This is a genomic window from Kitasatospora sp. NPDC059599, assembly GCF_042735125.1.
Classification (GTDB): Bacteria; Actinomycetota; Actinomycetes; order Streptomycetales; family Streptomycetaceae; genus Kitasatospora.
In genome coordinates this window covers 39,316-63,903 of record NZ_JBHWCL010000027.1, presented here as the reverse complement: position 1 = coordinate 63,903, position 24,588 = coordinate 39,316, and the positions used below count along the sequence as shown (strand labels likewise).

General features: G+C 72.8%; 24 protein-coding genes. 14 read left to right on the top strand and 10 right to left on the bottom strand.

Features of this window, described 5'->3' with window-relative positions; genetic code table 11:
• The first annotated feature begins 114 nt into the window (after nucleotides 1-114).
• Both ACFV04_RS12965 and ACFV04_RS12960 read left to right on the top strand, forming a co-directional pair.
• Nucleotides 115-603, top strand: a complete 489-nt coding sequence (locus ACFV04_RS12965) for an LURP-one-related family protein (RefSeq protein WP_360257955.1) — start codon at nucleotides 115-117, stop codon at nucleotides 601-603.
• A gap of 141 nt (nucleotides 604-744) precedes the next feature.
• A complete protein-coding gene (locus ACFV04_RS12960) occupies nucleotides 745-1,167 on the top strand; it encodes a DUF350 domain-containing protein (RefSeq protein WP_360257952.1) in 423 nt (140 codons plus the stop codon).
• Between the two features lie 29 nt (nucleotides 1,168-1,196).
• Here the strand turns inward: ACFV04_RS12960 and ACFV04_RS12955 are convergent, their stop codons facing one another.
• The gene (locus ACFV04_RS12955) at nucleotides 1,197-1,544 is read right to left on the bottom strand and encodes a winged helix-turn-helix transcriptional regulator (protein WP_380341878.1); all 348 of its coding nucleotides are present in this window, start codon (nucleotides 1,542-1,544) and stop codon (nucleotides 1,197-1,199) included.
• 219 nt (nucleotides 1,545-1,763) lie between these two features.
• Here ACFV04_RS12955 and ACFV04_RS12950 point away from each other — a divergent pair, with 219 nt between their 5' ends.
• Both ACFV04_RS12950 and ACFV04_RS12945 read left to right on the top strand, forming a co-directional pair.
• Nucleotides 1,764-2,591 (top strand): NAD(P)-binding domain-containing protein, encoded by an 828-nt coding sequence (locus ACFV04_RS12950; RefSeq protein ID WP_380528854.1) that lies wholly within the window; start codon nucleotides 1,764-1,766, stop codon nucleotides 2,589-2,591.
• A gap of 23 nt (nucleotides 2,592-2,614) precedes the next feature.
• Nucleotides 2,615-3,184 carry a GNAT family N-acetyltransferase gene (locus ACFV04_RS12945; RefSeq protein ID WP_380341670.1) on the top strand — a complete coding sequence of 190 codons (570 nt, stop codon included), beginning with the start codon at nucleotides 2,615-2,617 and terminating at the stop codon, nucleotides 3,182-3,184.
• A 289-nt stretch (nucleotides 3,185-3,473) separates the two neighbouring features.
• Here ACFV04_RS12945 and ACFV04_RS12940 read toward each other — a convergent pair whose 3' ends face one another.
• Nucleotides 3,474-4,529, bottom strand: coding sequence for an aldo/keto reductase (locus tag ACFV04_RS12940; protein ID WP_380528846.1), 1,056 nt, complete (start codon nucleotides 4,527-4,529; stop codon nucleotides 3,474-3,476).
• Between the two features lie 223 nt (nucleotides 4,530-4,752).
• On the opposite strand from ACFV04_RS12940, the gene ACFV04_RS12935 reads away from it, so the two are divergent.
• From ACFV04_RS12935 to cutA, 4 genes are all read left to right on the top strand, one after another.
• The gene (locus ACFV04_RS12935) at nucleotides 4,753-5,727 is read left to right on the top strand and encodes a hypothetical protein (RefSeq protein ID WP_380528844.1); all 975 of its coding nucleotides are present in this window, start codon (nucleotides 4,753-4,755) and stop codon (nucleotides 5,725-5,727) included.
• Nucleotides 5,728-5,823: 96 nt separating this feature from the next.
• On the top strand, nucleotides 5,824-6,882 hold the full coding sequence (locus ACFV04_RS12930; protein WP_380528842.1) for an NAD(P)/FAD-dependent oxidoreductase: 1,059 nt from the start codon (nucleotides 5,824-5,826) through the stop codon (nucleotides 6,880-6,882).
• Between the two features lie 40 nt (nucleotides 6,883-6,922).
• Complete coding sequence (locus ACFV04_RS12925) at nucleotides 6,923-7,867, top strand: class I SAM-dependent methyltransferase (protein ID WP_380341680.1); 945 nt, start codon at nucleotides 6,923-6,925, stop codon at nucleotides 7,865-7,867.
• 131 nt (nucleotides 7,868-7,998) lie between these two features.
• Nucleotides 7,999-8,328, top strand: a complete 330-nt coding sequence (cutA, locus tag ACFV04_RS12920) for a divalent-cation tolerance protein CutA (RefSeq protein ID WP_360257940.1) — start codon at nucleotides 7,999-8,001, stop codon at nucleotides 8,326-8,328.
• A gap of 4 nt (nucleotides 8,329-8,332) precedes the next feature.
• Here the strand turns inward: cutA and ACFV04_RS12915 are convergent, their stop codons facing one another.
• The 4 genes from ACFV04_RS12915 to ACFV04_RS12900 all read right to left on the bottom strand — a co-directional run bounded on the left by ACFV04_RS12915 (nucleotide 8,333) and on the right by ACFV04_RS12900 (nucleotide 11,540).
• The gene (locus ACFV04_RS12915; RefSeq protein ID WP_380528840.1) at nucleotides 8,333-8,512 is read right to left on the bottom strand and encodes a hypothetical protein; all 180 of its coding nucleotides are present in this window, start codon (nucleotides 8,510-8,512) and stop codon (nucleotides 8,333-8,335) included.
• Between the two features lie 133 nt (nucleotides 8,513-8,645).
• Nucleotides 8,646-10,379: a methionine--tRNA ligase gene (gene metG / locus ACFV04_RS12910; RefSeq protein ID WP_380528838.1), complete on the bottom strand. Its 1,734-nt coding sequence runs from the start codon at nucleotides 10,377-10,379 to the stop codon at nucleotides 8,646-8,648.
• 115 nt (nucleotides 10,380-10,494) lie between these two features.
• A complete protein-coding gene (locus ACFV04_RS12905) occupies nucleotides 10,495-10,695 on the bottom strand; it encodes a DUF397 domain-containing protein (protein ID WP_360257935.1) in 201 nt (66 codons plus the stop codon).
• Nucleotides 10,692-11,540, bottom strand: a complete 849-nt coding sequence (locus ACFV04_RS12900; RefSeq protein WP_380341690.1) for a helix-turn-helix domain-containing protein — start codon at nucleotides 11,538-11,540, stop codon at nucleotides 10,692-10,694. The genes ACFV04_RS12905 and ACFV04_RS12900 overlap by 4 nt, the downstream gene beginning before the upstream one ends.
• Nucleotides 11,541-12,150: 610 nt before the next feature.
• On the opposite strand from ACFV04_RS12900, the gene ACFV04_RS12895 reads away from it, so the two are divergent.
• Nucleotides 12,151-14,340, top strand: a complete 2,190-nt coding sequence (locus ACFV04_RS12895; RefSeq protein ID WP_380528835.1) for a protein kinase — start codon at nucleotides 12,151-12,153, stop codon at nucleotides 14,338-14,340.
• Nucleotides 14,341-14,358: 18 nt separating this feature from the next.
• Here ACFV04_RS12895 and ACFV04_RS12890 read toward each other — a convergent pair whose 3' ends face one another.
• Both ACFV04_RS12890 and ACFV04_RS12885 read right to left on the bottom strand, forming a co-directional pair.
• Entirely contained in the window at nucleotides 14,359-14,961 is a 603-nt protein-coding gene (locus ACFV04_RS12890; protein ID WP_380528833.1) for a GNAT family N-acetyltransferase, read from the bottom strand.
• A gap of 139 nt (nucleotides 14,962-15,100) precedes the next feature.
• Nucleotides 15,101-16,384, bottom strand: coding sequence for an adenylosuccinate synthase (locus tag ACFV04_RS12885; RefSeq protein ID WP_360257925.1), 1,284 nt, complete (start codon nucleotides 16,382-16,384; stop codon nucleotides 15,101-15,103).
• A gap of 126 nt (nucleotides 16,385-16,510) precedes the next feature.
• On the opposite strand from ACFV04_RS12885, the gene ACFV04_RS12880 reads away from it, so the two are divergent.
• The 3 genes from ACFV04_RS12880 (at nucleotide 16,511) to purM (ending at nucleotide 20,377) form a co-directional block, all read left to right on the top strand.
• Nucleotides 16,511-17,356 carry a diacylglycerol kinase family protein gene (locus tag ACFV04_RS12880; RefSeq protein WP_380528831.1) on the top strand — a complete coding sequence of 282 codons (846 nt, stop codon included), beginning with the start codon at nucleotides 16,511-16,513 and terminating at the stop codon, nucleotides 17,354-17,356.
• Between the two features lie 242 nt (nucleotides 17,357-17,598).
• Nucleotides 17,599-19,182: an amidophosphoribosyltransferase gene (gene purF, locus ACFV04_RS12875; protein WP_360257920.1), complete on the top strand. Its 1,584-nt coding sequence runs from the start codon at nucleotides 17,599-17,601 to the stop codon at nucleotides 19,180-19,182.
• A 109-nt stretch (nucleotides 19,183-19,291) separates the two neighbouring features.
• Nucleotides 19,292-20,377, top strand: a complete 1,086-nt coding sequence (purM, locus tag ACFV04_RS12870) for a phosphoribosylformylglycinamidine cyclo-ligase (RefSeq protein WP_380341702.1) — start codon at nucleotides 19,292-19,294, stop codon at nucleotides 20,375-20,377.
• A gap of 189 nt (nucleotides 20,378-20,566) precedes the next feature.
• On the opposite strand, the gene ACFV04_RS12865 is transcribed toward purM, so the two are convergent.
• Nucleotides 20,567-20,824 carry a DUF3073 domain-containing protein gene (locus ACFV04_RS12865; protein WP_360257915.1) on the bottom strand — a complete coding sequence of 86 codons (258 nt, stop codon included), beginning with the start codon at nucleotides 20,822-20,824 and terminating at the stop codon, nucleotides 20,567-20,569.
• A gap of 385 nt (nucleotides 20,825-21,209) precedes the next feature.
• Nucleotides 21,210-22,367, bottom strand: coding sequence for a Glu/Leu/Phe/Val dehydrogenase dimerization domain-containing protein (locus tag ACFV04_RS12860; RefSeq protein WP_380341703.1), 1,158 nt, complete (start codon nucleotides 22,365-22,367; stop codon nucleotides 21,210-21,212).
• 207 nt (nucleotides 22,368-22,574) lie between these two features.
• On the opposite strand from ACFV04_RS12860, the gene ACFV04_RS12855 reads away from it, so the two are divergent.
• Both ACFV04_RS12855 and bldC read left to right on the top strand, forming a co-directional pair.
• Nucleotides 22,575-23,492: a hypothetical protein gene (locus tag ACFV04_RS12855; RefSeq protein ID WP_360257913.1), complete on the top strand. Its 918-nt coding sequence runs from the start codon at nucleotides 22,575-22,577 to the stop codon at nucleotides 23,490-23,492.
• A gap of 487 nt (nucleotides 23,493-23,979) precedes the next feature.
• Nucleotides 23,980-24,186: a developmental transcriptional regulator BldC gene (gene bldC, locus ACFV04_RS12850; protein WP_014137253.1), complete on the top strand. Its 207-nt coding sequence runs from the start codon at nucleotides 23,980-23,982 to the stop codon at nucleotides 24,184-24,186.
• Nucleotides 24,187-24,588 lie beyond the last annotated feature (402 nt).

Here is a 24,588-nt window from a genome sequence, read left to right as displayed (position 1 = left end):
GATCGCCGGGGTGCCGGGCGACGGTATTTCCCGCGGGTGCTTCGTGGCGGTGCTTTTCGGCGGGCGGGGGATCGGGGTCGAATGGGACGACGTCAACACGGAGGAGGTCCCGCGGTGCGGTATCTGGTCAGGGAGAAGCTGTTCGCGGTCGGCGACGACTACTGGATCGAGGACGACCGGGGTCACAAGGCGTACCTGGTGGACGGCAAGGTGCTGCGGCTTCGGCACACCTTCGAGCTGAGGGACGCGCAGGACCGGGTGGTCGCGGTGGTGAAGGAGAAGATGCTCACCGTCCGCGACGCGATGAAGATCGAGGACGCCGACGGCGAGGTGATCGCGACCGTCCGGGAGAAGCTCTTCACCCCGTTCCGCGACAAGTACCTGGTGGACCTGGCCTCCGGCGGCGAGCTGAAGATCCACGGCAACCTGATCGACAAGGACTACCGGATCGAGAACGAGCACGGCGACGAGCTGGCCCGGATCAGCCGCAAGTGGTTCCGGATCCGGGACACCTACGGGGTGGAGATCGCCGACGGCGCGGACACCGGCCTGCTGCTGGCCGTCGCGGCCTGCGTCGACCACCTGGCGCACGAGGAGGACTGACCGTCCCCGGTTCCCGGATCCCCGGTCCGCCTCTCACCCGCGTGGGGTATCTTTTGCCAACCCTTGACCCGGTCGGTCGAGGGATCCCCGGCCGGCCGGCCGGGGACGTACGGCGAGAGCGGACCGGGGGCTGGAACCACGATGAACGACATCCTGCACGGGCTCGGCGCGGCAGCGGCCTACGGTGCCCTCGGGGTGGTGCTGCTGCTCCTCGGCATCGGCCTGGTCGACCTGCTGACACCCGGCAGGCTCGGCCACCAGATCTGGGTCGAGCGCAACCGCAACGCCGCGGTCCTGCTCAGCTCCGCGCTGCTCGGCATCGGCGGCATCGTCTTCACCGCGATCATGTACACCTACGCCGACTTCGGGAAGGGCCTGGTCTCGACGGCCTGCTACGGGCTGCTCGGGCTGGTGCTGATGGCCGTCGCGTTCTGGCTGGTGGACCTGCTGACGCCCGGCAAGCTCGGCGCGATCCTGGTCGAGCCGGAGCCGCACCCGGCGGTGTGGGTGTCGGCCAGCTGCAACATCGCGGTGGCGGCGGTGGTGTCGGCCGCGATCGCGTAGCGGCGCGCCCGGGCGCCGGGCGGGCCGCGTCAGGCCGGGTGCGGCGCCCGGCCCAGGACGTGCTCCCGCCCCCAGTCGCCCAGCGGCGCCAGCGCCGCGTTGAGGCGGCGCCCCGCCTCGGTCAGCGCGTACTCGACCCGGGGCGGCACCTCGTCGTACGCCTCGCGGTGCACGATGCCGTGCGCCTCCATCTCGCGCAGGTGCGCGGCCAGCACCTTCTCGGTGATCCCCGGCAGCAGCCGGCGCAGCTCGCCGAAGCGGCAGTCGGGGCGCACGCCCAGGGCCCAGAGGATCGACACCTTCCACTTGCCGCCGATCACGTCCAGCGCGGCGTCCGTCCCGCAGACGTGCGCCCCCGGCCTCGGCACGGTCACCATGTCCACCCCTTCCGGTGCCTCTCCGACCTCGATGCTCACTTCAGGGTAACCACCCACTTCGAAGTGCGTACTTGAGCGTTCCCGGGGCCGGCGCGGAGGCTGACTCCCGTGACGAACAACCGTGTTGAGAACGCAGCCGAGTCCGCGGCCGGGAGCCCGCGCACCCCGCCCACCCCGCCCACCCCGCCCACCCCGCTCACCCTGCTCGGCCTCGGGGCCATGGGCACCGCACTGGCCGGCGCCTGGCTCACCGCCGGCTACCCGCTGACCGTCTGGAACCGCACCGCCGCCCGGGCCGACGCGCTCGCCGCCCGCGGTGCCACCGTCGCCGCCACCGCCGCCGACGCCGTCGCGGCGAACCGCCTGGTCGTCGTCTGCCTGCTCGACGACGACTCGGTGGACGGGACGCTGGCCGGCGTCGACCTGACCGGCAAGGACCTGGTCAACCTGATCACCGGCACCCCCGGGCAGGCCCGCGCCCGCGCCGCCTGGGCCGAGCGGCGCGGCGCCCGCTACCTGGACGGCGGGATCATGGCCGTCCCGCCGATGATCGGCGTCCCGTCGGCCGGACCGTACGTCTTCTACAGCGGCTCCCCCGAGTTGTTCGAGGAGCACCGGACGGCCCTCGCCGTGCCCGCCGGCACCCGGTACGTCGGCGCGGACGCCGGGTACGCGGCCCTGCACGACGTGGCGCTGCTCAGCGCCATGTACGGCATGTTCGCCGGTGTCGCGCACGCCTTCGCGCTGGTCCGCGGCGAAGCCGTCGCACCGGGCGACCTCGCGCCGCTGCTGGGGAGTTGGCTCACCGCGATGTCCGGCTCGGTGGCCAGGACCGCGGAGCAGCTGGAGAGCGGTGACTACACCGGCGGCGTGGTGTCCAACCTGGCGATGCAGGTGGCGGGCCGGGCCACGCTGCTGCGCACCGCCGAGGAGCACGGAGTGAGCACCGAACTGCTCGACCCCTACTTCCGGTTGATGGAGCGCCGACTGGAGATCGGCAGTGGCGACGAGGACCTGACCGGGGTCGTCGACCTGCTGCGACGGTGAGGGTCGGCCGGTAACGTACCGGCATGGCAGACCTTGAAGAACGCGCCGACGTCGTCGCGTCCGACCCACGGCAGTCCGGGACCGGAGTGCTGGTCAGACCGCGTCGCGCCGACGACCTCGCCGACTGCGTCCGAGTGCTGGGCGCGGTCCACAGCAGCGACCGCTATCCCGCCGACTGGCCTGACCGCCCCGCCGCATGGCTCACCCCGGACGGTCTGCTGGCCGCCTGGATCGCCGAGTCGGACGGCCGGCTCGCCGGTCACGTCGGCCTCGCCCGCAGCGCCCGGGGTGACCTCGCCCCCGCCCTGTGGAGCCGCCGCACCGGTGGCCGCCCGGAGCTCACCGCCGTGATCGGCCGCCTCTACGTGGCCCCCGGCGCGCGCGGCCACCACATCGGCGCCCGGCTCCTCGCCTGCGCCGTGACGCACGCGCGGGCGCTCGGCCTGCACCCCGTCCTTGACGTCCTCGCCGTCGACACCGCGGCCGTCGCCCTGTACCGCCGCCTCGGCTGGACCCATCTCGGCAGCGGCGACCAGCAGTGGCCCTCCGGCCGCACGGTCACCGTCCACTGCTTCGCCGCCCCGAGGGGCTAGGGGCTTGTCTGACAATTCCCGCCGCGCGCACGACGCCGGGCATCCGCCCCCAGCCTTCGGCCGGGAGGTGCCCCCACCTGGACGCACCGCCGAATCGTCCAAGTACGTCCAGTACGAGGACGCTCCGGCGGCACGCCCAGCCGGGCGCCCAACGCCGCGCGCTGATGCGACGCGAATTGTCAGACAAGCCCTAGGGCCAGGACCCCGGAGGCCGGGACCAGTACCCCGCCCGCCGGCCCCGGTGGTCGGTCGGGCGGGCGGGCCTGGCGCTCCCGGGTCAGGCGGCGGGTCAGGCGGCGGGTCGGTCGGCGGCGGGCCGGCGGCGGAGGGCGGGGGTGGTGAGGGACGGGGGCTGCCAGACGCCGTCCGCCCGGTAGAGGTCGGTGCCGGGCGGGACGATGGCGTCGACGCGGTCGAGGACGGCGTCGTCCAGGACCAGGTCGGCGGCCTTGAGGGCGGATTCGAGCTGCTCCGCGGTGCGCGGGCCGATGATCACCGAGGTGACCGCCGGGTGGGCCTGCGGGAAGGCCAGGGCCAGTTCGGGCAGGGTGCGGCCGAGTTCCTCGGCGAGGGCGGTGAGAGCCTCGACGGCCTCCAGCTTGGCGGCCGTGGTGGGCAGGGCCGGGTCGAAACGGCCCGGGTTGAGGGCGGGGCGGCCCTGGGTGAGGTCCACCGGGCGGCCCTTGCGGTAGCGGCCGGTGAGGAAACCGCCGGCCAGGGGGCCCCAGGTCAGCGCGCCCATGCCGAGCCACTGGACCACCGGCAGCACGTCGCGCTCGACGCCCCGGGCGAGCAGCGAGTACGGCGGCTGCTCGGTGCGGAAGCACGGCAGGGCGCGGCGCTCGGCGACGTGGTGGGCGTCCACCAACTGCTCGGCGGGGAAGGTCGAGCAGCCGAAGGCGAGGATCTTGCCGGCCCGGACGAGGTCGCCCAGGACGGACAGGGTCTCCTCGATGTCGGTGGTGTGGTCCGGCCGGTGGATCTGGTACAGGTCGATCCGGTCGGTGCGCAGCCGGCGCAGGCTGTCCTCGACCGCGCGCACGATCCAGCGCCGCGAGTTGCCGCCCCGGTTGCGGCCCTCGCCCATCGGGAAGTGCACTTTGGTGGCGAGCACGATCGCGTCGCGGTCGCCGCGGGCGGCCAGCGCCTTGCCGACGATCTCCTCGGACTCGCCCGCCGAGTACATGTCGGCGGTGTCGATGACGTTGATGCCCCGGTCGATCGCGGTGTCGATGAGCCGGGCGCAGTCGGCGTGGTCGCGGTTGCCGACGGCGCCGAACATCATCGTGCCGAGGCAGAGGGCGCTCACCTCGATGCCGGTGCCGCCGAGGACGCGGTAGCGCATGGTCGGGATCCCCCTGGTCGTGGGTGGTGGTGGGTCAGTGGTGGCTCAGAGGCTACGAGTTGGAGTGCACTCCAGGGCAAGAGGGGCGGCGGGGTCGGTCGGCCGAGGGGGCGTCGGGTCGCCGGCCCCGGAGCGTCCTCGGCCTCCGGGATCCCCCGGGTGGGGGAGCCGGATCGTCGTGGGGGCGGAGGCCGTGGCGGGCGGCGTCGGGAAGCCTGGGGCCATGGTGAAGCACGGGTGGGTGCGGGACGGCCGGGCGGTGGTCGGGTGGGGTGTCGGCTACGCCGGGTTCGGGCTGGCGTGTGCGTCGGGGGGAACGGCGCTGTTCGGTGTCGCCTGGCTCGGGTGGGTGGCCGTCGGGGTGGGGCTGGGGGCGGCCGGGGCCGGGTGGGCGGCGGTGCGGCAGCGGGAGGAGGTGGGGGCGGGGGCGTGGCGGGCGCGGTGGCTCGGGCGGTTGTTGTGGCTGCTGTGCGGGCTGGCCGTGGTGTCGGCCTTCAGCCTGCTGATGGACGTGACGACGCTGGTGTTCGGGCAGGGCGTGGACAGCGTCCCGGACGCGGTGAACCGTGTCCTGGCCGCGTCCGGTGCGCTGCTGCTGGCCGGGACCGCCCGGAGCCGGCGGCCGGGCGGTGCCGCGCGCGGGCCGGTCCCGGCCCCGTCGGCGGCCCCGGCGACGATCCAGCTCACGGCCTGGGCGGGGACGCTGGCCTTCCTGCCGTACGTGGCGATGAAGCTGGTCTGGGCGCTCGGCGGCACCTTCGCCGGGATCACCGGCGCCGAGATGTACGACGCGTACGTGCGCAACGGTTCCTCCGGGCTCTGGCTGACGCTGGAGTCCTGGGGGCTGGACGGCACGGTGTTGCTGGCGGCGGCCGGGGTGTTCCTGCTCTGGGGGCTGGTGCGGCCGTGGGGGCAGGTCTTCCCGCGCTGGACCCTGCCACTGCGCGGCCACCGCGTGCCGCGTTGGCTGCCGCTCACCCCGGCGCTGCTGGGCGCGGCGACGCTGGCGCCGTACGGGCTGGTCGGGCTCGGCTACCTGGGGTTGTGCAGCGCGGGGGTGGTCGGGATCCGGCACGGGGACATCGCCACGCCCGGGCAGACGCTGCAGGTGGCCTGGGTCGGGATCTGCGCCTTCGCCGGGTACGGGGTGGCGCTGGCGCTGGCGGCCCGTTCGTACTGGCGGCGCACCGGGGGCTGAGCCTGGTGGTCCGGGAAGCCGCCTGTTTGCTGGGGTGGCAACAAAGCTTGCCGTAGCGGGGAGGCCGGCCGCAGCCTGGCGGTGGAGGTGAGCGCCATGCGCGAGACGACCGGGACGACGGTGACGACCGGGACGACGGTGACGACCGGGACGACGGTGACGAGGCCGGACGGGTGCTACGACGTGGTGGTGGTCGGTGCCGGCGCGGCGGGGCTGAACGCCGCACTGGTGCTGGGCCGGGCCCGGCGCCGGGTCGCGGTGGTGGACGCGGGCGAGCCGCGCAACGCCCCCGCTGCCCACATGCACGGCTACCTGAGCCGGGACGGCATGCCCCCGGCGGCGTTGCTGGCGGTCGGGCGGGAGGAGGTCGCCCGGTACGGGGTCGACCTGATCGACGCCCGGGTCGAGCACGTCGAGCACGTCGACGGTGTCGAGCACGTCGAGGCCGCCGAAGTCGCCGGTGCCGCCGGGCCGCGCTTCGCGGTGCACCTGGCCGGCGGCCCGGTGCTGCCCGCGCGCCGGGTGGTCGTCGCCACCGGACTGCGGGACGGGTTGCCGGAGCTGCCGGGCCTGGCCGAGCGCTGGGGCCGGGACGTGCTGCACTGCCCGTACTGCCACGGCTGGGAGGTCCGGGACCGTCCGCTCGCGGTGCTCGGCACCCACCCGATGGCCGTCGACCAGGCGCTGCTGCTGCGGCAGTGGTCGGCGGACGTGGTCCTGGTGGCGCACACCCTCGACCTCACCGCGGCCGGGCGGGAGCGGCTCGCCGCCCGCGGCGTGCGGGTGGTCGGGGGCCGGATCGTCCGGCTGGTGTCGGACGACGGTCGGCTGCGCGGCGTCGAACTCGCCGACGGGCGGGTCGTGCCGTGCGAGGCGGTGTTCGTCTTCCCCCGGCCGGTGCCCCGGGACGCGCTGCTCTTCGGCCTCGACTGCGCCCGGGACGACAACGGCTGGGTCACCACGGACCGGACCGGCCGCACCAGCCTCCCGGGGGTCTGGGCGGTGGGCAACGTCGCCGACCCCCGCGCCCAGGTGGTCACCGCCGCCGGGGCGGGGGCGGCGGCCGCCTTCGCGCTCGACCACGACCTCGCGGCGGAGGATCTCGAACGGGCGGTCGCCGCCCACCGCGCGTCCGGCGCCGCGGTGCCCGCATGAGCGGGGACGCTTTCGTCAACCACGAACGGAGAGAACGGACATGACCTCTCAGCACCACCAGCACGGCAACGGCAACGGCAACGGCAACGGCCACCGACACGGTCACGGTCACGGTCACGGGCACGTCCCCGCCGCCGACTTCGACTGGGACGCGCTCGCCGCGCACCTGGAGCACGAGGCCGACCTGCGCGCCGCCGCCGTCACCGAGGCCGCGCGGTGGCTGTCCGACCTGTACGGCCAGGGTCCGCAGGGGCCGGAGGGGACGGGCGGCGTGAGGAGGGTCCTGGACGTCGGCAGTGGGCCCGGGGTGATCGCCGGACTGCTGGCGGAGGCCTTCCCGGCGGCCGAGGTGGTGGCCGTCGACCAGTCGGCCGCCCTGCTGGAGCGCGCCCGCACCCGCTCCGGTGGCCGGCTCGGCACCCAGCAGGCGGACCTGCCAGCCGAGTTCGACAAGCTCGGCGAGGCCGACCTGGTCTGGTCCGGCAATGCGATCCACCACCTGGGCGACCAGCAGGCCGCGCTGACCTCGCTCGCCGGGGTGCTGCGGCCGGGCGGTCTGCTCGCCGTCGCCGAACGCGGTCTGCCCGCGCGCTACCTGCCCCGCGACTTCGGCCTCGGCCGGCCCGGTTTCCAGTCCCGGCTGGACGCGGCCCACGAGGACGGGTTCAGCACCATGCGGGCCGAACTGCCCGGCAGCACCGAGGAGGTCGAGGACTGGCCGGCCATGCTGGAACGCGCCGGCCTGACCCCGAGCGGCACCCGCACCTTCCTGGTCGACCGGCCCGCCCCGCTCGACCGCCGCACCCGCGAGTACCTGCGCACCCAGCTCGGCCGGCTGCACGACCAGCTCGCGGACAGCCTCCCGCCGGAGGACCGGAGCACCCTGGAGGCCCTCCTCGACGAGGAGGCCCCCACCGGCATCCTCCACCGCCCGGACGCCTTCTACCTCTCCGCGATGACCGTCCACACGGCCCGCAAGTCCTGAGGAGCGGGGGACGACGGGCCGGGCGGCCACATCACTCGGCCCCCGCTCCGTCCCGTCCGGCCCCGCCCCCGTTCCCGGAGGGGCAGCCGGGACGGTGACCGGACCGGCACCTCCGGGGATACCGTCGGGCCATGACAGCGAGCGAGCAGCGCTTCGTCGTGGTGACCACCACGCACGAGAGCGAGGAGCAGGCCCGGGCCCTGGCGTCCGCCGTGGTGCGGGAGCGGCTGGCGGCCTGCGCCCAGGTGTACCCCGTGCGGTCGGTGTACTGGTGGGAGGGCGAGGTGCAGGACGCCGAGGAGTGGCGGATCGACCTCAAGACCCGGGCCGAACTCGCGGACCGGCTGGTCGCGTTCGTCGCCGGGCTGCACCCGTACGAGACGCCCGAGGTGATCGCCGTGCCGGTGGTGGCCGGCAGCCCCGGATACCTGGACTGGGTGGCGGAGGAGACGGCCCGGTAGCGGATCAGGGCGCGACTGCCAGGAAGGCGCGGACGGCGAGCACCCGGCGGTGGTCCTCCTCGGAGGGTGGCAGGTCGGGCTTGAGGAGGATGTCGGCTGCGTGCTTCACCGCCTGCTCGGCGATCACCGCGTGCTCAGTGATCACCGCCCGCTCGGTGATCACCATCTGCGCGGCGATCGCCACGTCCGGGCGCGCTGGACCTGCTCGGCCGAACCGCACCGGACGGCGGCGGGGCCCGGAGGATCGCCTCCGGGCCCTGTCGCCGGCTTCCGGTCCCGAGCCGCCCGGCCCCGGCCTTGCGGCCCCGCTGCCGGTCTCAGCCCTCGGAGCCGCCGAAGCGCGCGGTCCAGGCGGCCAGGTCCTCGTCCGTGATCTTGGCGAACAGCACCGGCGGCACCGCGAACGCCGTTCCGGCCGGCACCAGGTCCAGCGCCCGGGCCTCCTCCGGGTCCACCCAGCGGCGGGTGGCCGCCGGCGAGTCCGCGGGCAGCGCGAAGGCTCCGCGCATCGCCGCCGCGGCGGTCGGGATGAACGGCTCGGACACCACCGCGTACAGGTGGATCAGGTTCATCGCCGTCCGCAGGGTGAGCGCCGCCGCCTCCGGGTCGGTCTTCACCTGCAGCCAGGGCGCCTTCTCGTCCAGGTACGCGTTGCCCGCGCTCCACAGCGCGCGCAGCGCCTGCGCGGCCTTGCGGAAGTTGAGGGCTTCCAGCTGGGCCTCGTACTCGGCGAGCAACCCGGCGACCTGCTCGCCGAGGCGCTGTTCGGCCTCGCCCGCCGGGTGGCCGCCGGGGACGTCGTCGCCGAAGCGCTTGCGGCTGAAGGACAGCACCCGGTTGACGAAGTTGCCGAGGGTGTCGGCGAGGTCCTTGTTGACGACCGAGGCGAAGAGGTCCCAGGTGAAGCTGGAGTCGTCCGACTCGGGCGCGTGCGCCATCAGGAAGTAGCGCCAGTAGTCGGCCGGCAGCAGGTCCAGGGCGACGTCGGTGAAGATGCCGCGCTTCTGGCTGGTGGAGAATTTCCCGCCGTAGTACGTCAGCCAGTTGAAGGCCTTGACGTAGTCGACCTTCTTCCAGGGTCGGCGCGAGCCGAGGATCGTCGCCGGGAACATCACGGTGTGGAACGGGACGTTGTCCTTGGCCATGAACTCGGTGTAGCGGACGGTCCCGTCGGCCTCGTACCACCAGGACTTCCAGTCCCGCAGCTGTCCGGCCGGGGCCGCGTCCGCCCACTCCTTGGTGGCGCCGATGTACTCGATCGGGGCGTCGAACCAGACGTAGAACACCTTGCCCTCGGCGGCCAGTTCGGGCCAGACGTCGGCCGGCACCGGGACGCCCCACTCCAGGTCGCGGGTGATCGCGCGGTCCTGCAGGCCCTCGGTCAGCCACTTGCGGGCGATCGAGGAGGCCAGCACCGGCCACGAGTCGGCGTGCGCGGCGATCCAGTCCTCGACCTCCTCGGTCAGCTCGGACTGGAGCAGGAACAGGTGCCTGGTCTCGCGGACCTCCAGGTCGGAGCTGCCGCTGATCGCCGAGCGCGGCTCCAGCAGGTCGGTGGGGTCGAGCACCCGGGTGCAGTTCTCGCACTGGTCGCCGCGGGCCTTGTCGTAGCCGCAGTGCGGGCAGGTGCCGACGATGTAGCGGTCGGGCAGGAAGCGTCCGTCGGCGTTGGAGTACACCTGGCGGATGGCGCGCTCCTCGATGAAGCCGTTGCGCTGCAGTTCGCGGGCGATCTCCTGGGTGATCTCCCGGTTCTGCGGCGAGGAGCTGCGGCCGAAGTGGTCGAAGGAGAGCCCGAAGCCGTCGTACACCGCCTTCTGGGCGTCGTGCGCCCGGGCGCAGAACTCGGCGACGGGCAGTCCGGCCTCCTGGGCGGCCAGTTCGGCGGGGGTGCCGTGCTCGTCGGTGGCGCAGATGTACAGCACCTCGTGGCCGCGCTGCCGCAGGTAGCGGGAGTAGACGTCCGCCGGGAGCATGGACCCGACCATGTTGCCCAGGTGCTTGATCCCGTTGATGTAGGGGAGGGCGCTGGTGATCAGGTGCCGAGCCATCCTCGGGTGCTCCGATTTCTCCCGCACGCGCACCCCACCCGGAGTGCTGTGCCAGGCGCAGGGGTCCACTGTGGGCTGCCAAGCCTACCGCCGCCGCCGGTCCGGACGGCTGTCGTCAGGGCCGGGTGAGGTCGCCGTAGCGGTCGAACTCCCCGGCCTTCACTCCCCGGACGAAGGCGGCCCACTTGCGCGGCGTGGTCTGCACGATCACCTCGGGGCGGTCCGACTCGCGGATCTCCACCAGCCCGCCCGCCGCCCTGACCTCGACGCAGTCGGTGCTCTCTCCGCTGGCCGAGGCCTTGCGCCAGATGCTCATGAGAAGTCTTTCAGTAAGGTCCGGATGAAGTCCCGGGACTCGTCCGGCCCGAGCGCGATCGCCGCGGTCTTCTCCTTGATCCGTCGGTAGGAGTCCAATTCCGCTTCGGAGTGCACGAACTTCGGACCGTGGGAGAGGTCGATCTGGACGGTGTCGAGCTCCGGGACCGGCCCGCGGGCGAGGTAGAGGCTCTCCCCGGACCCCGTGTAGGTGGGCACGCTGAACGGGATCACCCGGATCTCCACCCCGGGCCGTTCGGAATTCTCCACCAGGCTCCGCAACTGCTCGCGGAGCACTTCCGGACCGCCGAACTGCATGCGCAGCGCGGACTCGTGCAGGAATGCGCTGTACGGCTTCGGGTGGTCGACGAAGATCTGCTGGCGCCGAATCCGGAATGCCTTCCGGACCTCGGCCTCCTGCCGGTACTGCGGGGGGAGGCGCTCGAACACCGCGGCGGCGTACTCCGGGGTCTGCAACAGGCCGGGGATGAAGGTGCTGTTCAGGATGGACAGGGACGCCGCGTGGTGTTCCATCTCCGCGATGTCGATGATCGCGTTCGGCAGCCGGCCCCGGTAGCTGTCCCACCAGTACTTGCGCCGGTCCTGCGTCATGGCGAGCAGCGCGTCGAGGTACGGGCCGTCCTCGCAGCCGCAGCTGCGCGCCCAGGTCCGCAGTCGGTCCGCGCTGATGCCCGACTTCCCGTTCTCCATCTGGGAGATCTTGGGCAGGTCGGTGCCGATGGTGACGGCCAGGGTCTTGGGCGTCACGCCCACGCGTTCGCGCATCCTGCGCAACTCGATTCCGAGGCGCTGCTGGCGCACGGTCGGCGACAAGCGGGGTGGCATGACTCTCTTCTCCGGATCGCGGCTGCGGTCGATGCTTCCGGTGAAGTGTGCCGTGCATACAGGGCCCTAGCTACCAAAATGGGGGATACCCCACGATGGAGTGAACGTTCTCCCGCTCGGTAGCAACTCTGGCACCCTGACCCTATGGTCGTCCGTGTCACTCGCTGACTTGTTGCCGCCTAAACAGTCCTCAATCAGCCGTAAATACACACCAGATGCATGGTCACGGCGCCCGACATCACCGACCGGAGACAGCCATGCCCCTTCCCTCGCCTCTCCGTCCTCCCCACCGTCCCCGTCCTTCCCGCCGCATTTCCGCGTCCCGGTGAATGGGCTTCTCGTCGCCGCATTGTCCGTACTCCTCCTGGCCGTCCTGTTCGTCGGCTGGCTGGTTTGGCTGGTGACCCTCCAGCCCCGCCAACCCCGCCCGGCGAAGCGGGGGATCGCGGCGGGCCATTCCGCGGGCGGCGAGCGGAAATGACGGCCCGTTCCCGGGCCGGCGGTGGCCGGCGGGGGCGGTGACACCCACCCCGTCGGACGGCCGTGTGCTCCCGTACGATCACCGGCGACGCCGGCGCCTCCGCCGGTGGACGCTCGCCGGGGGGACGCGATGGAGCCACTGCACGACACCGACCCGGAGGCCGTCGGCCCGTACCGGCTCTTCGCCCGGCTCGGGGAGGGCGGCATGGGGGAGGTGTACCTCGCCCGCTCGGCCGGCGGACGCACCGTCGCGGTCAAGGTGGTCCGCTCCGAACTCGCCCGGGACACGGTGTTCCGGAGCCGGTTCCGTCGCGAGGTGGCGGCCGCGCGAGCGGTGGACGCCGTGCACACCGCGCCGGTGGTCGACGCCGACCCGGACGGCCCCGCCCCCTGGCTCGCCACCGCGTACGTGCCCGGCCCGCCGCTGTCCCGGACCGTCCACGAGCACGGCCCGCTGCCGGAGCCCTCGGCGCGTGCGCTCGGCGCCCGGCTGGCCGAGGCGCTGGAGGCGATCCACGGCGCCGGCCTGGTGCACCGCGACCTCAAGCCGTCCAACGTCCTGCTCACCGCCGACGGCCCGCGGGTGATCGACTTCGGCATCGCCCGGGCGCTCGACGACGACGACCTGACCAGGACCGGTGGGCTGATCGGCTCCCCCGGCTTCATGTCCCCCGAGCAGGCCGGCGGGCTGCCGACCGGTGCCCCCGGCGACGTCTTCTCGCTCGCCTCGGTCCTGGTCTTCGCGGTGACCGGGCACGGACCCTTCGAGAGCGCCGCGGGTGTCGCCGCCCAGGTCTACAAGGTGGTGCACGAGGAGCCCGACCTGGCCGACGTGCCGCCCGCGCTGCGCGAGGTCGTCGAGCAGTGCCTGCGCAAGGATCCGGCGCGGCGCCCGCTCCCGGCGGACCTGCGGGCCCTGCTCTCCGTCGGGGCCGCCGACGGAGAGTGGCTCCCCGCCCCGGTGGCGGCCGGGCTGGCCCGCCACGCGGCGACGGTGATGAACCTGGAGGCGCCGCTCCGTGTCGGCGGGGGGCCGTCCGAGGCCCCGACGATCGCGCGCAACCGCACCCGGGTGGACGTGACGGACCCCTCGGACCCCTCGGTGCGGCCGGTGGCGCCGGTGCCGCAGGAGGGGGCCGGCTCCCGTCCGGGCGCGCTCTCCCGGCGCCGGCTGCTGCTGTCCGGCGGCGCCCTGGCCGTCACCGCCGCGGCCGGCGCCGCGACCTGGGCCCTGACCCGCCCGGACTCCCCGCGCGGCGGGACGGGGGCCCCGCCCGAGCCGGTGTGGACCGTCGCCACCGAGGGCACCGACGCGGGCCCGCGCCCGGGTCTGGTGGTCGACGACCTGGTGCTGCTCCACGCGGACACCCTGCTCGCGGTGGACGCCGCCACCGGCGAGGGCCGCTGGGAGAACAAGGGCGCCGGGAACACGTCGTACCTGGTGGGCGGCAGTGACCTCTACGAACTGTCCGGCACGCTGCGCCGGTTGGCGCTCGCGGACGGTTCGGCGAGCGACGCCGCGGCCGACCTGATGGGGGCCGGCAGGAGGGTCGCGTTCGAGTCGCTGCTGGCGGCGACCGACCGGAGGCTCTACCTCAAGGTCTCCGTCGCACCGGTCGACGGCGAGGGCGCCACCGTCGTCGGGATCCTGTGCACGGACCGGGACCTGTCCGGCCGGGAGTGGTTCCAGGAGGACCCGGACTCCTCCGACCTGGACTCGCCCGGGGCGGTCGGCGGCGGCGTCCTGCTGCACCTCGACAACGGGAACGACGTGGTCGCCCGTCGCGCCGACGGTTCGGGCGGGCGGATGTGGCGGGCGGGGACGGGGAGTTCGACGCCCCGGCCGGTCCGGTGCGACGACCGGCGGGCCTACTGCGCGGTGGACGGCACGGGCCTGCAGGCGGTCGGGCTGGGGGACGGCCGGCAGGTGTGGCGCCTCGACCCGCGGGCCGGGCGGATCGGCGACTTCGCGGTGGCCGACGGCTCGCTGTACCTGAGCCTCGGCGCCCGCTCGTTCTCCGCCGTCGACGCGGAGACCGGGAAGGTCCGCTGGACCTGCCCGCTGCCCGGCGACCCGTCCGTCTCGCAGCCGCCGGTGCGGGCCGGCGGCACCGTCTTCGTCCCCGGCGAGGTCCCGCGGGAGCCGCACGCGGTGCCCTGCGTCCACGCCCTCGACGCGGCCACCGGACGCCTCAGGTGGACCTTCACCGACCCGGCGTACCAGCCCGGAGGCGAGGCCCTCGGCTGCCGGCTGAGCACCGACGGCAAGCTGGTGTTCGCCTGGATCAGGGACACGGTGTCCGCCCTGCCCGTCGGCTGAGCGCGCGTCAGCCCCGTGTCAGCCCCGCGCCAGCCGCTCCGCCAGGCGGGACTTGGCGGCCGGCCACTCGTCGGCGAGCATCGCGAAGTAGGCGCTGTCCCGCCAGGTGCCGTCGGGGCGGAGCCGGTCGCGGCGGTGGACACCCTCGAACTGCGCGCCGAGGCGCCGGATCGCGGTGCGCGAACGCTCGTTGAGGGCGTCGGTCTTCCAGAAGACGCGGCCCATGCCCAGTTCCTCGAAGGCGTGGGTGAGCAGCAGCAGCTTGGCCTCGGTGTTGACGGCCGTGCGCCACACCGAGCGGGCGTACCAGGTGCCGCCGATCTCCAGGTACTCGTTCTCGGCGCTGAAGTCGTGGTAGCCGGTGACGCCGACCGCCGTGCCGCTCGCGAGGTCGACGGCGGCGAAGTACACCGACTCCCCGCCCGCGGCCTCGGCGAGGCGGACGTCGAGCAGCGCGCCCAGGTCCTCCTCGGTGGCGGGCACGCGGACGGGGACCCAGCGCCAGACCTCGGGGTCGTGGCCGATGGAGTCCCAGAGGCCGGCGAGGTGGCGGCGTTCCAGCGGCTCCAGGCGGATGTGGCGGCCGGTGAGGGTGACGGGCGTGGGCAGCTTCGCGGTCATGCTCCGAACGTAGCGGCGCTCTGCACTAGATGCAATAGGTATTTGCACTAGTTCAAACTGTGGATCCCGGGCAGCGAGAAGGCCCCGCGGGACGGGTCCCACGGGGCCTTCGACGTGCCCGGCCTCCGGCCGGTCGGGCTCAGATGAACGAGTTGATCTGGATCGTCTCGTCGCGGCCCGGGCCGACGCCGATGGCCGAGATCGGCGCGCCCGACATCTCCTCCAGCGCCTTCACGTACGCCTGGGCGTTCTTCGGCAGGTCGGCGAAGGACTTGGCCTTGCTGATGTCCTCGGTCCAGCCCGGCAGCGTCTCGTAGATCGGCTTGGCGTGGTGGAAGTCCGACTGGTTGTAGGGGAGTTCCTCGACCCGCTTGCCGTCGATCTCGTACGCGACGCAGACCGGGATCTGCTCCCAGCCGGTCAGCACGTCCAGCTTGGTGAGGAAGAAGTCGGTGAGGCCGTTGACCCGGGTCGCGTAGCGCGCGATGACGGCGTCGAACCAGCCGCAGCGGCGGTCACGGCCGGTGGTGACACCGCGCTCGCCGCCGATCCGGCGCAGCGCCTCGCCGTCCGCGTCGAGCAGCTCGGTCGGGAACGGGCCGGAGCCGACACGGGTGGTGTAGGCCTTGAGGATGCCGATGACCCGGTCGATCTTGGTGGGGCCGATGCCGGCGCCGGTGCAGGCGCCGCCCGCGGTCGGGTTCGACGAGGTCACGAAGGGGTACGTGCCGTGGTCGACGTCGAGCAGGGTGCCCTGGCCGCCCTCCAGCAGGACGACCTTGTCCGCCTTCAGCGCCTCGTCCAGGACGAGGGTGGTGTCGGCGAGGAAGGGCTTGATCTTCTCCGCGTAGCCCAGGTACTCCTCGACCACCAGGTCGGCCGGGATGGTGCGGCGGTTGTACAGCTTGACCAGGACCTGGTTCTTGTCGTGCAGCGCCGCCTCGATCTTCTGGCGCAGGATCGACTCGTCGAACAGGTCCTGGACCCGGATGCCGACGCGGTTGATCTTGTCCGCGTAGGTCGGGCCGATGCCGCGGCCGGTGGTGCCGATCCGGCGCTTGCCGAGGAAGCGCTCGGTGACCTTGTCCAGGGTGCGGTGGTACGGCGTGATCAGGTGGGCGTTGCCCGAGACCAGCAGCTTGGAGGTGTCGATGCCGCGCTCGTTCAGGCCGGCCAGCTCGGAGAGCAGCACGGCCGGGTCGATCACGACGCCGTTGCCGATCACCGGCGTGACGTTCGGGCTGAGGATGCCGGAGGGGAGCAGGTGCAGGGCGTACTTCTGGTCGCCGATGACCACCGTGTGACCGGCGTTGTTGCCGCCCTGGTAGCGGACGACGTAGTCGACGGAGCCGCCGAGGAGGTCGGTGGCCTTCCCCTTGCCCTCGTCCCCCCACTGAGCGCCAACGAGCACGAGTGCCGGCACAGGCGTACACCCCTTCCGGTTGGGGCATCCTGCGTAGGCCGCAGTCTGCCCCGAGATAGACGAAGCCCCTGGCGCAATGGCGCAAGGGGCTCTTGCACCGAGAGATTACCTGAGGAAGGACCGGTCGTGTCGTCCCTGTCCACGCCTGCAACCGGCGGCCCCGAGCCGCTCCTGCTGCTCCTCGACCCGGTGGCCCGGCAGACCGACGGCGAGTCGGTGCGGATCGCGAAGGACGTGCTCTGCGGGGGCGCGGACGTGAAGGTGGTCTATCCGGAGAGCCCTTCCGAACTCGACCGGGTGCTTTCGCACCGGGGTCGGCGGCGACCGGTGGTGATCGGTTCCGACCTCGCCCTGCAGCGGGTGCTGCAGGCACTGCACCGGCAGCGTGAGCTGGGCACGGAACCGGTGGGGATGGTTCCGGTCGGCCGTGCGGAGGAGCTGGCGGCGGCCCGTGCACTCGGCGTGCCGGGCGAGCCGGTCCGGGCCGCGCGGGCGGTGCTGTCGGGCGCGCCGCGCCGGCTGGACCTGTTGGTGGACGACGGCGGCGGGGTGGCGCTGGGCGGGGTGCGGATCACCGGCGGGGGCGGGCGCCGGACCGTGGGCCGTACGAGTGGCTGGCGTTCGCTATGGGCGAAACTGGCTGCGGCCGAGCAGGCGAACGCACTCACTCCGGACGGGGCCGACCACAGCCCCCGGGTCCGGGTCGAGGCCGACGGCCGGCTGCTCGCGGACGTCCACCGGCCGGTCCGGCTGGTCCAGGTCACCCTGCCGTCCGGCGCCTCGGACGGGACGGGCGAGATGGAGATCGTCGTCCGGGCCTCCGGCGCCCTGGTGCGGGCCCGGGCGGCGAGCGTCTCGGTGGTCGGCCGCGGCTTCGGCTACGAGGCGGACGGCCACCCGGTCGGTCCGGTCCGCGCCCGGACCTGGACGGTGCACCCGGGCTCCTGGGGCCTGCTGCTGCCGGCCGCGTGAAGCCGGAGTGAACGCCGGGTGAGCAGGCTCACGTTCGGCCGCGCCCCGACCCGCTCCGTTCCGCACACGGAACTCCCCAACAGGCGCGAACCACAAGGCCAACCGCCGCCCGGCGGAATTCCGGCGAGCCGAAATCCCCAGCCCGTAAGGGGTTTTGTCTACGCGCGTTACTCACCGGCTGTCCGACAATCCCGGCATCCCGGGTTCCGGAAGCCCGTGCCAACTGCCCTAGACTCGAAGGCGTGCCACGTGGTGACGGAAGACTCAACCACGATCTTCTTCCCGGTGAGAAAGGCCCCCAGGACGCTTGCGGCGTCTTCGGTGTCTGGGCTCCCGGCGAGGAGGTCGCCAAGCTCACGTTCTTCGGCCTTTACGCCCTGCAGCACCGCGGTCAGGAATCCGCGGGCATCGCAGTGAGCAACGGCTCCCAGATTCTCGTCTTCAAGGACATGGGACTCGTCTCCCAGGTCTTCGACGAGGCCTCCCTGGGGTCGTTGCACGGGCATATCGCCGTCGGACACGCCCGCTACTCGACCACCGGTTCCTCGGTATGGGAGAACGCCCAGCCGACTTTCCGGGCGACCGTGCACGGTTCGCTGGCCCTCGGGCACAACGGAAACCTGGTGAACACCGCCGAACTGGCGGCCATGGTCGCCGAACTGCCCGGCGAGGAGCACGTCTCGCGCTCCGGCCGGACCGCCGCGACCAACGACACCGACCTGGTGACGGCGCTGCTCGCCGGCCACCCGGACCTCTCCATCGAGGAGACGGCCAAGGTCGTCCTGCCCAAGGTCAAGGGCGCGTTCTCGCTCGTCTTCATGGACGAGCACACCCTCTACGCCGCCCGCGACCCGCAGGGCATCCGCCCGCTGGTCCTCGGCCGGCTGGAGCGCGGCTGGGTGGTCGCCTCCGAGACGGCGGCGCTCGACATCTGCGGCGCCTCCTTCATCCGCGAGGTCGAGCCCGGCGAGCTCATCGCCATCGACGAGAACGGCATGCGCAGCTCCCGCTTCGCCGAGGCGAAGCCCAAGGGCTGCGTGTTCGAATACGTCTACCTGGCCCGCCCCGACACCAGCATCGCCGGTCGCAACGTCCACCTCTCCCGCGTGGAGATGGGCCGCCGCCTGGCGAAGGAGGCCCCGGTCGAGGCCGACCTGGTGATAGCGACGCCCGAGTCCGGCACCCCCGCCGCGATCGGGTACGCCGAGGCCAGCGGCATCCCCTACGGCTCCGGCCTGGTGAAGAACGCCTACGTGGGCCGCACCTTCATCCAGCCCAGCCAGACCATCCGCCAGCTCGGCATCCGGCTCAAGCTCAACCCGCTGCGCGAGGTCATCGCCGGCAAGCGCCTGGTGGTCGTGGACGACTCGATCGTGCGCGGCAACACCCAGCGCGCGCTGGTGAAGATGCTGCGCGAGGCCGGAGCCGCCGAGGTGCACATCCGGATCTCCTCCCCGCCGGTGAAGTGGCCCTGCTTCTTCGGGATCGACTTCGCCACCCGCGCGGAGCTGATCGCCAACGGCATGACCATCGAGGAGATCGGCCGCACCCTCGGTGCCGACTCGCTCTCCTACATCTCGATCGACGGCATGATCGAGGCCACCACGCAGCCCAAGGACAAGCTCTGCCGGGCCTGCTTCGACGGCGAGTACCCGATGGAGCTGCCGGACCCGGCGCTGCTCGGCAAGCTGCTGCTGGAGGCCGAGATCAAGGGCGGCCGGCAGCAGCCGGCCGTCCGCGGCAAGCCGACCAGCGGCAGCGACCCGGACGGCGTCCAGTCGCTGCTCGGCGGGGCGGGCGCGGCCGACGCGCTGCGCCGCCCGTAGCGCTCCCACGGTGGGGTCCCGCGAACCGGGACCCCACCGCCGTTCCACCCCCCGCAGCCCGACCCAGCCGATCCGAACCACCCCACCTGACCCGAAAGGGCCGCACGCAGTGACCTCCAACCAGAACGGCGCCACCTACGCCGCCGCCGGTGTCGACATCGAGGCGGGCGACCGCGCCGTCGAGCTCATGAAGCAGTGGGTGAAGAAGGCCAACCGCCCCGAGGTGGTCGGCGGTCTCGGCGGCTTCGCCGGCCTCTTCGACGCGTCCGCCTTCAAGAACTACGAGCGGCCGCTGCTGGCCTCGGCCACCGACGGCGTGGGGACCAAGGTGGCCATCGCGGCCGCCATGGACAAGCACGACACCATCGGCCACGACCTGGTCGGCATGGTCGTCGACGACCTCGTGGTGTGCGGCGCCGAGCCGCTGTTCATGACCGACTACATCTGCGTCGGCAAGGTCGTCCCGGAGCGGGTCGCCGCGATCGTCAAGGGCATCGCCGAGGGCTGCGCGCTCGCCGGCTGCGCCCTGGTCGGCGGCGAGACCGCCGAGCACCCGGGCCTGCTGGGCCCGGACGAGTACGACGTGGCGGGCGCCGGCACCGGTGTGGTCGAGGCCGACGCGCTGCTCGGTGCGGACCGGGTCCGGGCCGGCGACGTGGTGATCGCGATGGCCGCCTCCGGCCTGCACTCCAACGGCTACTCGCTGGTCCGCCACGTGCTGCTGAACGAGGCCGGCTGGAAGCTCGACCGCAAGGTCGAGGAGTTCGGCCGCACCCTCGGCGAGGAACTGCTGGAGCCGACCCGGATCTACTCGCTGGACTGCCTGGCGCTCACCCGCGCGACCGAGGTCCACGCCTTCTCGCACGTCACCGGCGGCGGCCTGGCGGCCAACCTGGCCCGGGTCGTCCCGGACGGCCTGCACGCCCGCCTGGACCGCGGCACCTGGACCCCGCTGCCGGTCTTCCGGACCGTCGCCGAGGTCGGCAACGTGGCCACCCTGGAGATCGAGAAGACGCTCAACATGGGCGTCGGCATGGTCGCGGTCGTCCCGCCGCACTCGGTGGACGCCGTGCTGTCGATCCTGGAGGACCGCGGCGTCGAGGCCTGGCTGCTCGGCGACATCGTCGAGCGCACCGACGAGCATGAGGGCGGCGCGGCCCTCTACAACGCCTACGAGGGCTTCCGGACGGTCTGATCCGGACCGGGAGACCACAGGGCCCCGTCGGCACTGCCGGCGGGGCCCTGTGCCGTCGTCCGCCCGCCCGCCTCCGGCGGCCCGCACCCCTGCGGCCAGCGGCGGGGCCCGCCCGGCCGCCCGGTCCGCGGGAACGCCGAAGACCGGCCCGGCGCCCTGGGCGCCCGGACCGGTCCGGTGGAGCTGCTGTTACGAGCGGCGGGAGGCCTGCGAGGCCCCGGTGCCCGGCTCGTTGTCGTCCTCGTCGTCGAGGTCGGCGTAGCGGGCGGCGTACTCCGCGTACGGGTCGTCGTCCTCCTCCTCTTCGATCGGCTCCGGCTCGATCGGAGAGGTGGACGGCGATACGCCCAGCTCGTTGGACAGACGGTTAGCGTCGAACCCGCCGCTGTTGTACTTCAGCTCGCGGGCGACCTTCGTCTGCTTGGCCTTGGCCCGGCCGCGCCCCATGGGTCGACCCCCTCAACGATGGGGCTCACGGCCCCGAGTCTGACACGTGTTCATGATCAGGACCGGCCTGCCCGAATGGGAGAAGCCGTCCCTTGGAGCATTAACGGTACCTGTTTCCGCCGCTGGACGGTACGTCGTCGGTGTGACGTGGCGCGCACCGACTGCACCCGAGACCAGGTCTTTCCAGGTCAAGGGAGGTTTTGCGGCGATTTTCGCGCTGTCCGGAGGTGTCTGGGGTCCGTCGTTCCAGGACTGATTATCCCCCCTAGGGGGACCTCGGATCACCCGTTCGGGCGGAGAAGTGAGAATCCGGTTCCACATCGTGATGCGCGGGGGGCCGCGGTGGCAGCCCCCCGCGCGTCCGGGGTCCGGTCCGGCAGCCGGATCAGCTGCGGCGGGCGCCCGGGAGCAGGACCGTGCGCAGCGCGCTGATCTCGCGCATCCGCTTCTCGGCCAGGCGGTCGGCGGCGACCGCCGGCGGGATGCCGTCGGTGGCGGCCCGGGTGAAGATCTCCAGCGTGGTGTCGAAGATCTTGGTGGCCTTGTTCTTGGCCCGCTCGAAGTTGAAGCCCTCGATCTCGTCGGCGACCTGGATGACGCCGCCGGAGTTCACCAGGTAGTCCGGGGCGTAGAGGATGCCGCGGTCGGCGAGGTCCTTCTCGACGCCCGGGTGGGCCAGCTGGTTGTTGGCCGCGCCGCAGACGATCGAGGTGCCGAACTCGCCCAGCGCCGCGACGACCGGGTCGGTCAGCGCGCCGCCGAGGGCGCAGGGGGCGTAGACGTCCAGCTTGGCCTGGAGCAGGGCGGCGGTGTCGGCGACGACCTCGACCTCGGGGTGGGCGGCGCGCACGCGGTTGACGGCGGCCTCGAAGGGGTCGGTGACGACGACGGTGGCGCCGTCCGCGACCAGGTGGCCGACCAGGTAGTGGCCGACCTTGCCGACGCCCGCGACGCCGACCCGCTTGCCGCGCAGCGTCGGCTGGCCCCAGCGGGCCTGGGCGGAGGCGCGCATGCCCTGGAAGACGCCGAAGGCGGTCAGGATGGACGAGTCGCCGGCGCCGCCGTGCTCGGGCGAGCGGCCGGTCACGAAGTCGGTCTCGCGCGCGATGACGTCCATGTCCTGCACGTAGGTGCCCACGTCGCAGGCGGTGATGTAGCGGCCGCGCAGGGACTCGACGAAGCGGCCGTAGGCCCGGAGCATCGCCTCGTTCTTGTCCTTGTTCGGGTCGCCGATGATGACGGCCTTGCCGCCGCCGAGGTCGAGCCCGGCCAGCGCGTTCTTGTAGGACATGCCGCGGGAGAGGTTCAGCGCGTCCTCCAGCGCCGCCTCCTCGGAGGCGTACGGGAAGAAGCGGGTGCCGCCGAGGGCCGGGCCCAGGGCGGTCGAGTGGATGGCGATGATGGCCTTCAGGCCCGAGCTGCGGTCGTGGCAGAGGACGACCTGCTCGTGGCCGTCGCCGGGGGCGCCGTCCTGCTCGGTGCGGAAGATCCTGCTGAGCACGCCGGGTGCGGGGTGCGTGGCGGGGGTCTGTACGTCGGTCACTGTGGTGACTCCAGTATCGAAGGCCCGCTGCTGTGGTGCGGGCGCCTAGGGCGAAGCGTAGTCGGGTGGGCGCCGCCGATCGGCCCTCTTGTCCGAGCTTGTGCCGGTTGTCCGAGGGGTGAGACGGACGGGGGTGCGCGGTGCGGGCGCGAACGGTTCGGGGGCGCGCTCTCCCGGGCCCGCGCGGCGCGTGCGACCATGCAGGACGTGACCGTCGTACGTACTGCGGTGCAGCCGCCCTACGCCGCCCACCTGCGGGTCTACGAGCCGCTGGCCGCCTACCCGGAGCCCGACCGGGCGCGCTGGCAGGCCTACGCGGCGGAGCGCGGTCCGGACGCCGCGGAGGCGGCGCGGCCGGTGGCGGCGGCGGTCCTGGAGGAGCAGCGGGAGGCGCTCGCGGAGCTGGCCGCCCGGACGCCCCGGGCGCTGCCCGAGCGGGAGAGCGGACGGGCGTACCTGCGGGTCGTGGACGGCGTCCTGTACGTCTGCCCGTGGGCGACCAGGCTGCGCAGCTGGCAGGCGCTGGAGGAGCTGCGGGCGGGTGCGCCGGTGGTGCTGCTGGACACCGCGCTGCCGCCGGCGGCCCGGGAGGCCGCGGAGGCGGACCTGGAGCGCTGGCGGGCCGAGCACCCGGACGCCCGGCCGTGGATCCTCACCAGCCGGTGGGAGGTCCCGGTGCGCTGGTTCCTGCCGTTCGGGGACGAGGACCGCTGCTTCGTGCCCGGCGGGTCGCCGGAGCCGGGCGCGGGAGCGTCCGGAGGAGGGGAGGGGGACGGCCGGCCGGCGGCGCTGTTCTACCTGGTGCCGATGGCGCAGGCGCGCCGGCGGGTGGCGCGGGCCTACCGGGCGCTGCGCGAGGCGGTGCCGGACGGGGACCTGGTCCGGGGGGCGGAGCGGATCGGACGCTGGCTGGAGGAGTTCCACCCGCGTTCGCTGGTGGAACTGGACTACGGGGGCCTGGTGCATCTGCTGGGGCCGGAACGGCTGCTGGCGGACCGTTCGGCGGGGGAGCTGGAGGAGGGGCTGCGGGCGCTGCGGGCGGGGGACGCCGCGGAGGCGCTGCGGGTGTACGGGGAACTGACGGCGCGGTGGCGCCGGGTGCTGGCGCTGCGGTACGCGAACTGACGTCCGACCGCCCGTGTATGACTGTCAGAGGCCTTGGGACCGCGCAGCTGATGACCAAGGTCCTGGTTCGGGTCAATAGCTGTCGAACGTGACACTACTCACCGTTGACGCGAACTTACCCCTATGTGCAAAAATGGGACAACCAGCCCAACTTCACGTGAGCGTGCCCACTTTTGGGTGGTTCTGGAGTCGATGCGTGCTTTGCGGGGAAACGGAGGGTCTGGTCCCTTCGTAACCGGACGTCATCAACGCGTGACTGTCCGTTATGGGGTGGTCCATCGCCATCCGTCAGCCTTGAACCCGTGAGGGGTCAATTTTGGCGGTTTGGTCGATAGGGCTGGACGGATGGTGTAGTTGTAGACACCAGGACAAGCCGTTCGTCCTATAACCGACTCGGCCCGTCTATGCCATTTCGGGCATCGCGGGCCAAGGTGCAGAATTTGAAGGATAGAACCGCCCTGGTTCGGTTCTCCCGAGGAGGCCGCTCATGACCGCTCGTACCCCTGATGCTGAGCCGCTGCTGACGCCGGCAGAGGTTGCCACCATGTTCCGCGTGGACCCGAAGACGGTCACCCGCTGGGCCAAGGCCGGCAAGCTGACGTCCATTCGCACGCTCGGCGGTCACCGCCGTTACCGTGAGGCGGAGGTGCGCGCTCTGCTGGCCGGGATTCCGGCTCAGCGCACTGAGGCCTGATAGGCCAAAGGCTCTTTCAAAGGGGCCGCTTACCGGACTCCGCCGGGTCCGGTAAGCGGCCCCTTTGTCGTCTCCGCTTCCGGGCTCCCGGTACCGGCCGGCCGGTCGGAATGCTGAACTCCGGATAACGATTTGATGCGTGTGGGGTGGGGGGGATTTACAGTGAATAGCCGTACAATTTTACATATTAAATTAGTGGCGTTCGCGTAGACCCGTCCCGGGGTCGACCTCCGGGGGATGTGGGTGACGACCGTCACACGGTCCGTCACTTGTGGTCCGGACCCGGTCCGGGTAGGGGGACGGACGACAAAAAGCGAGAGGCGCGGGACCCGTCGGGTGCCGGCCGCCCGCCCGGCGGCGCTGCCCCCGCGACGTGAAACCCCCACCACCCCCAAGAAAAGG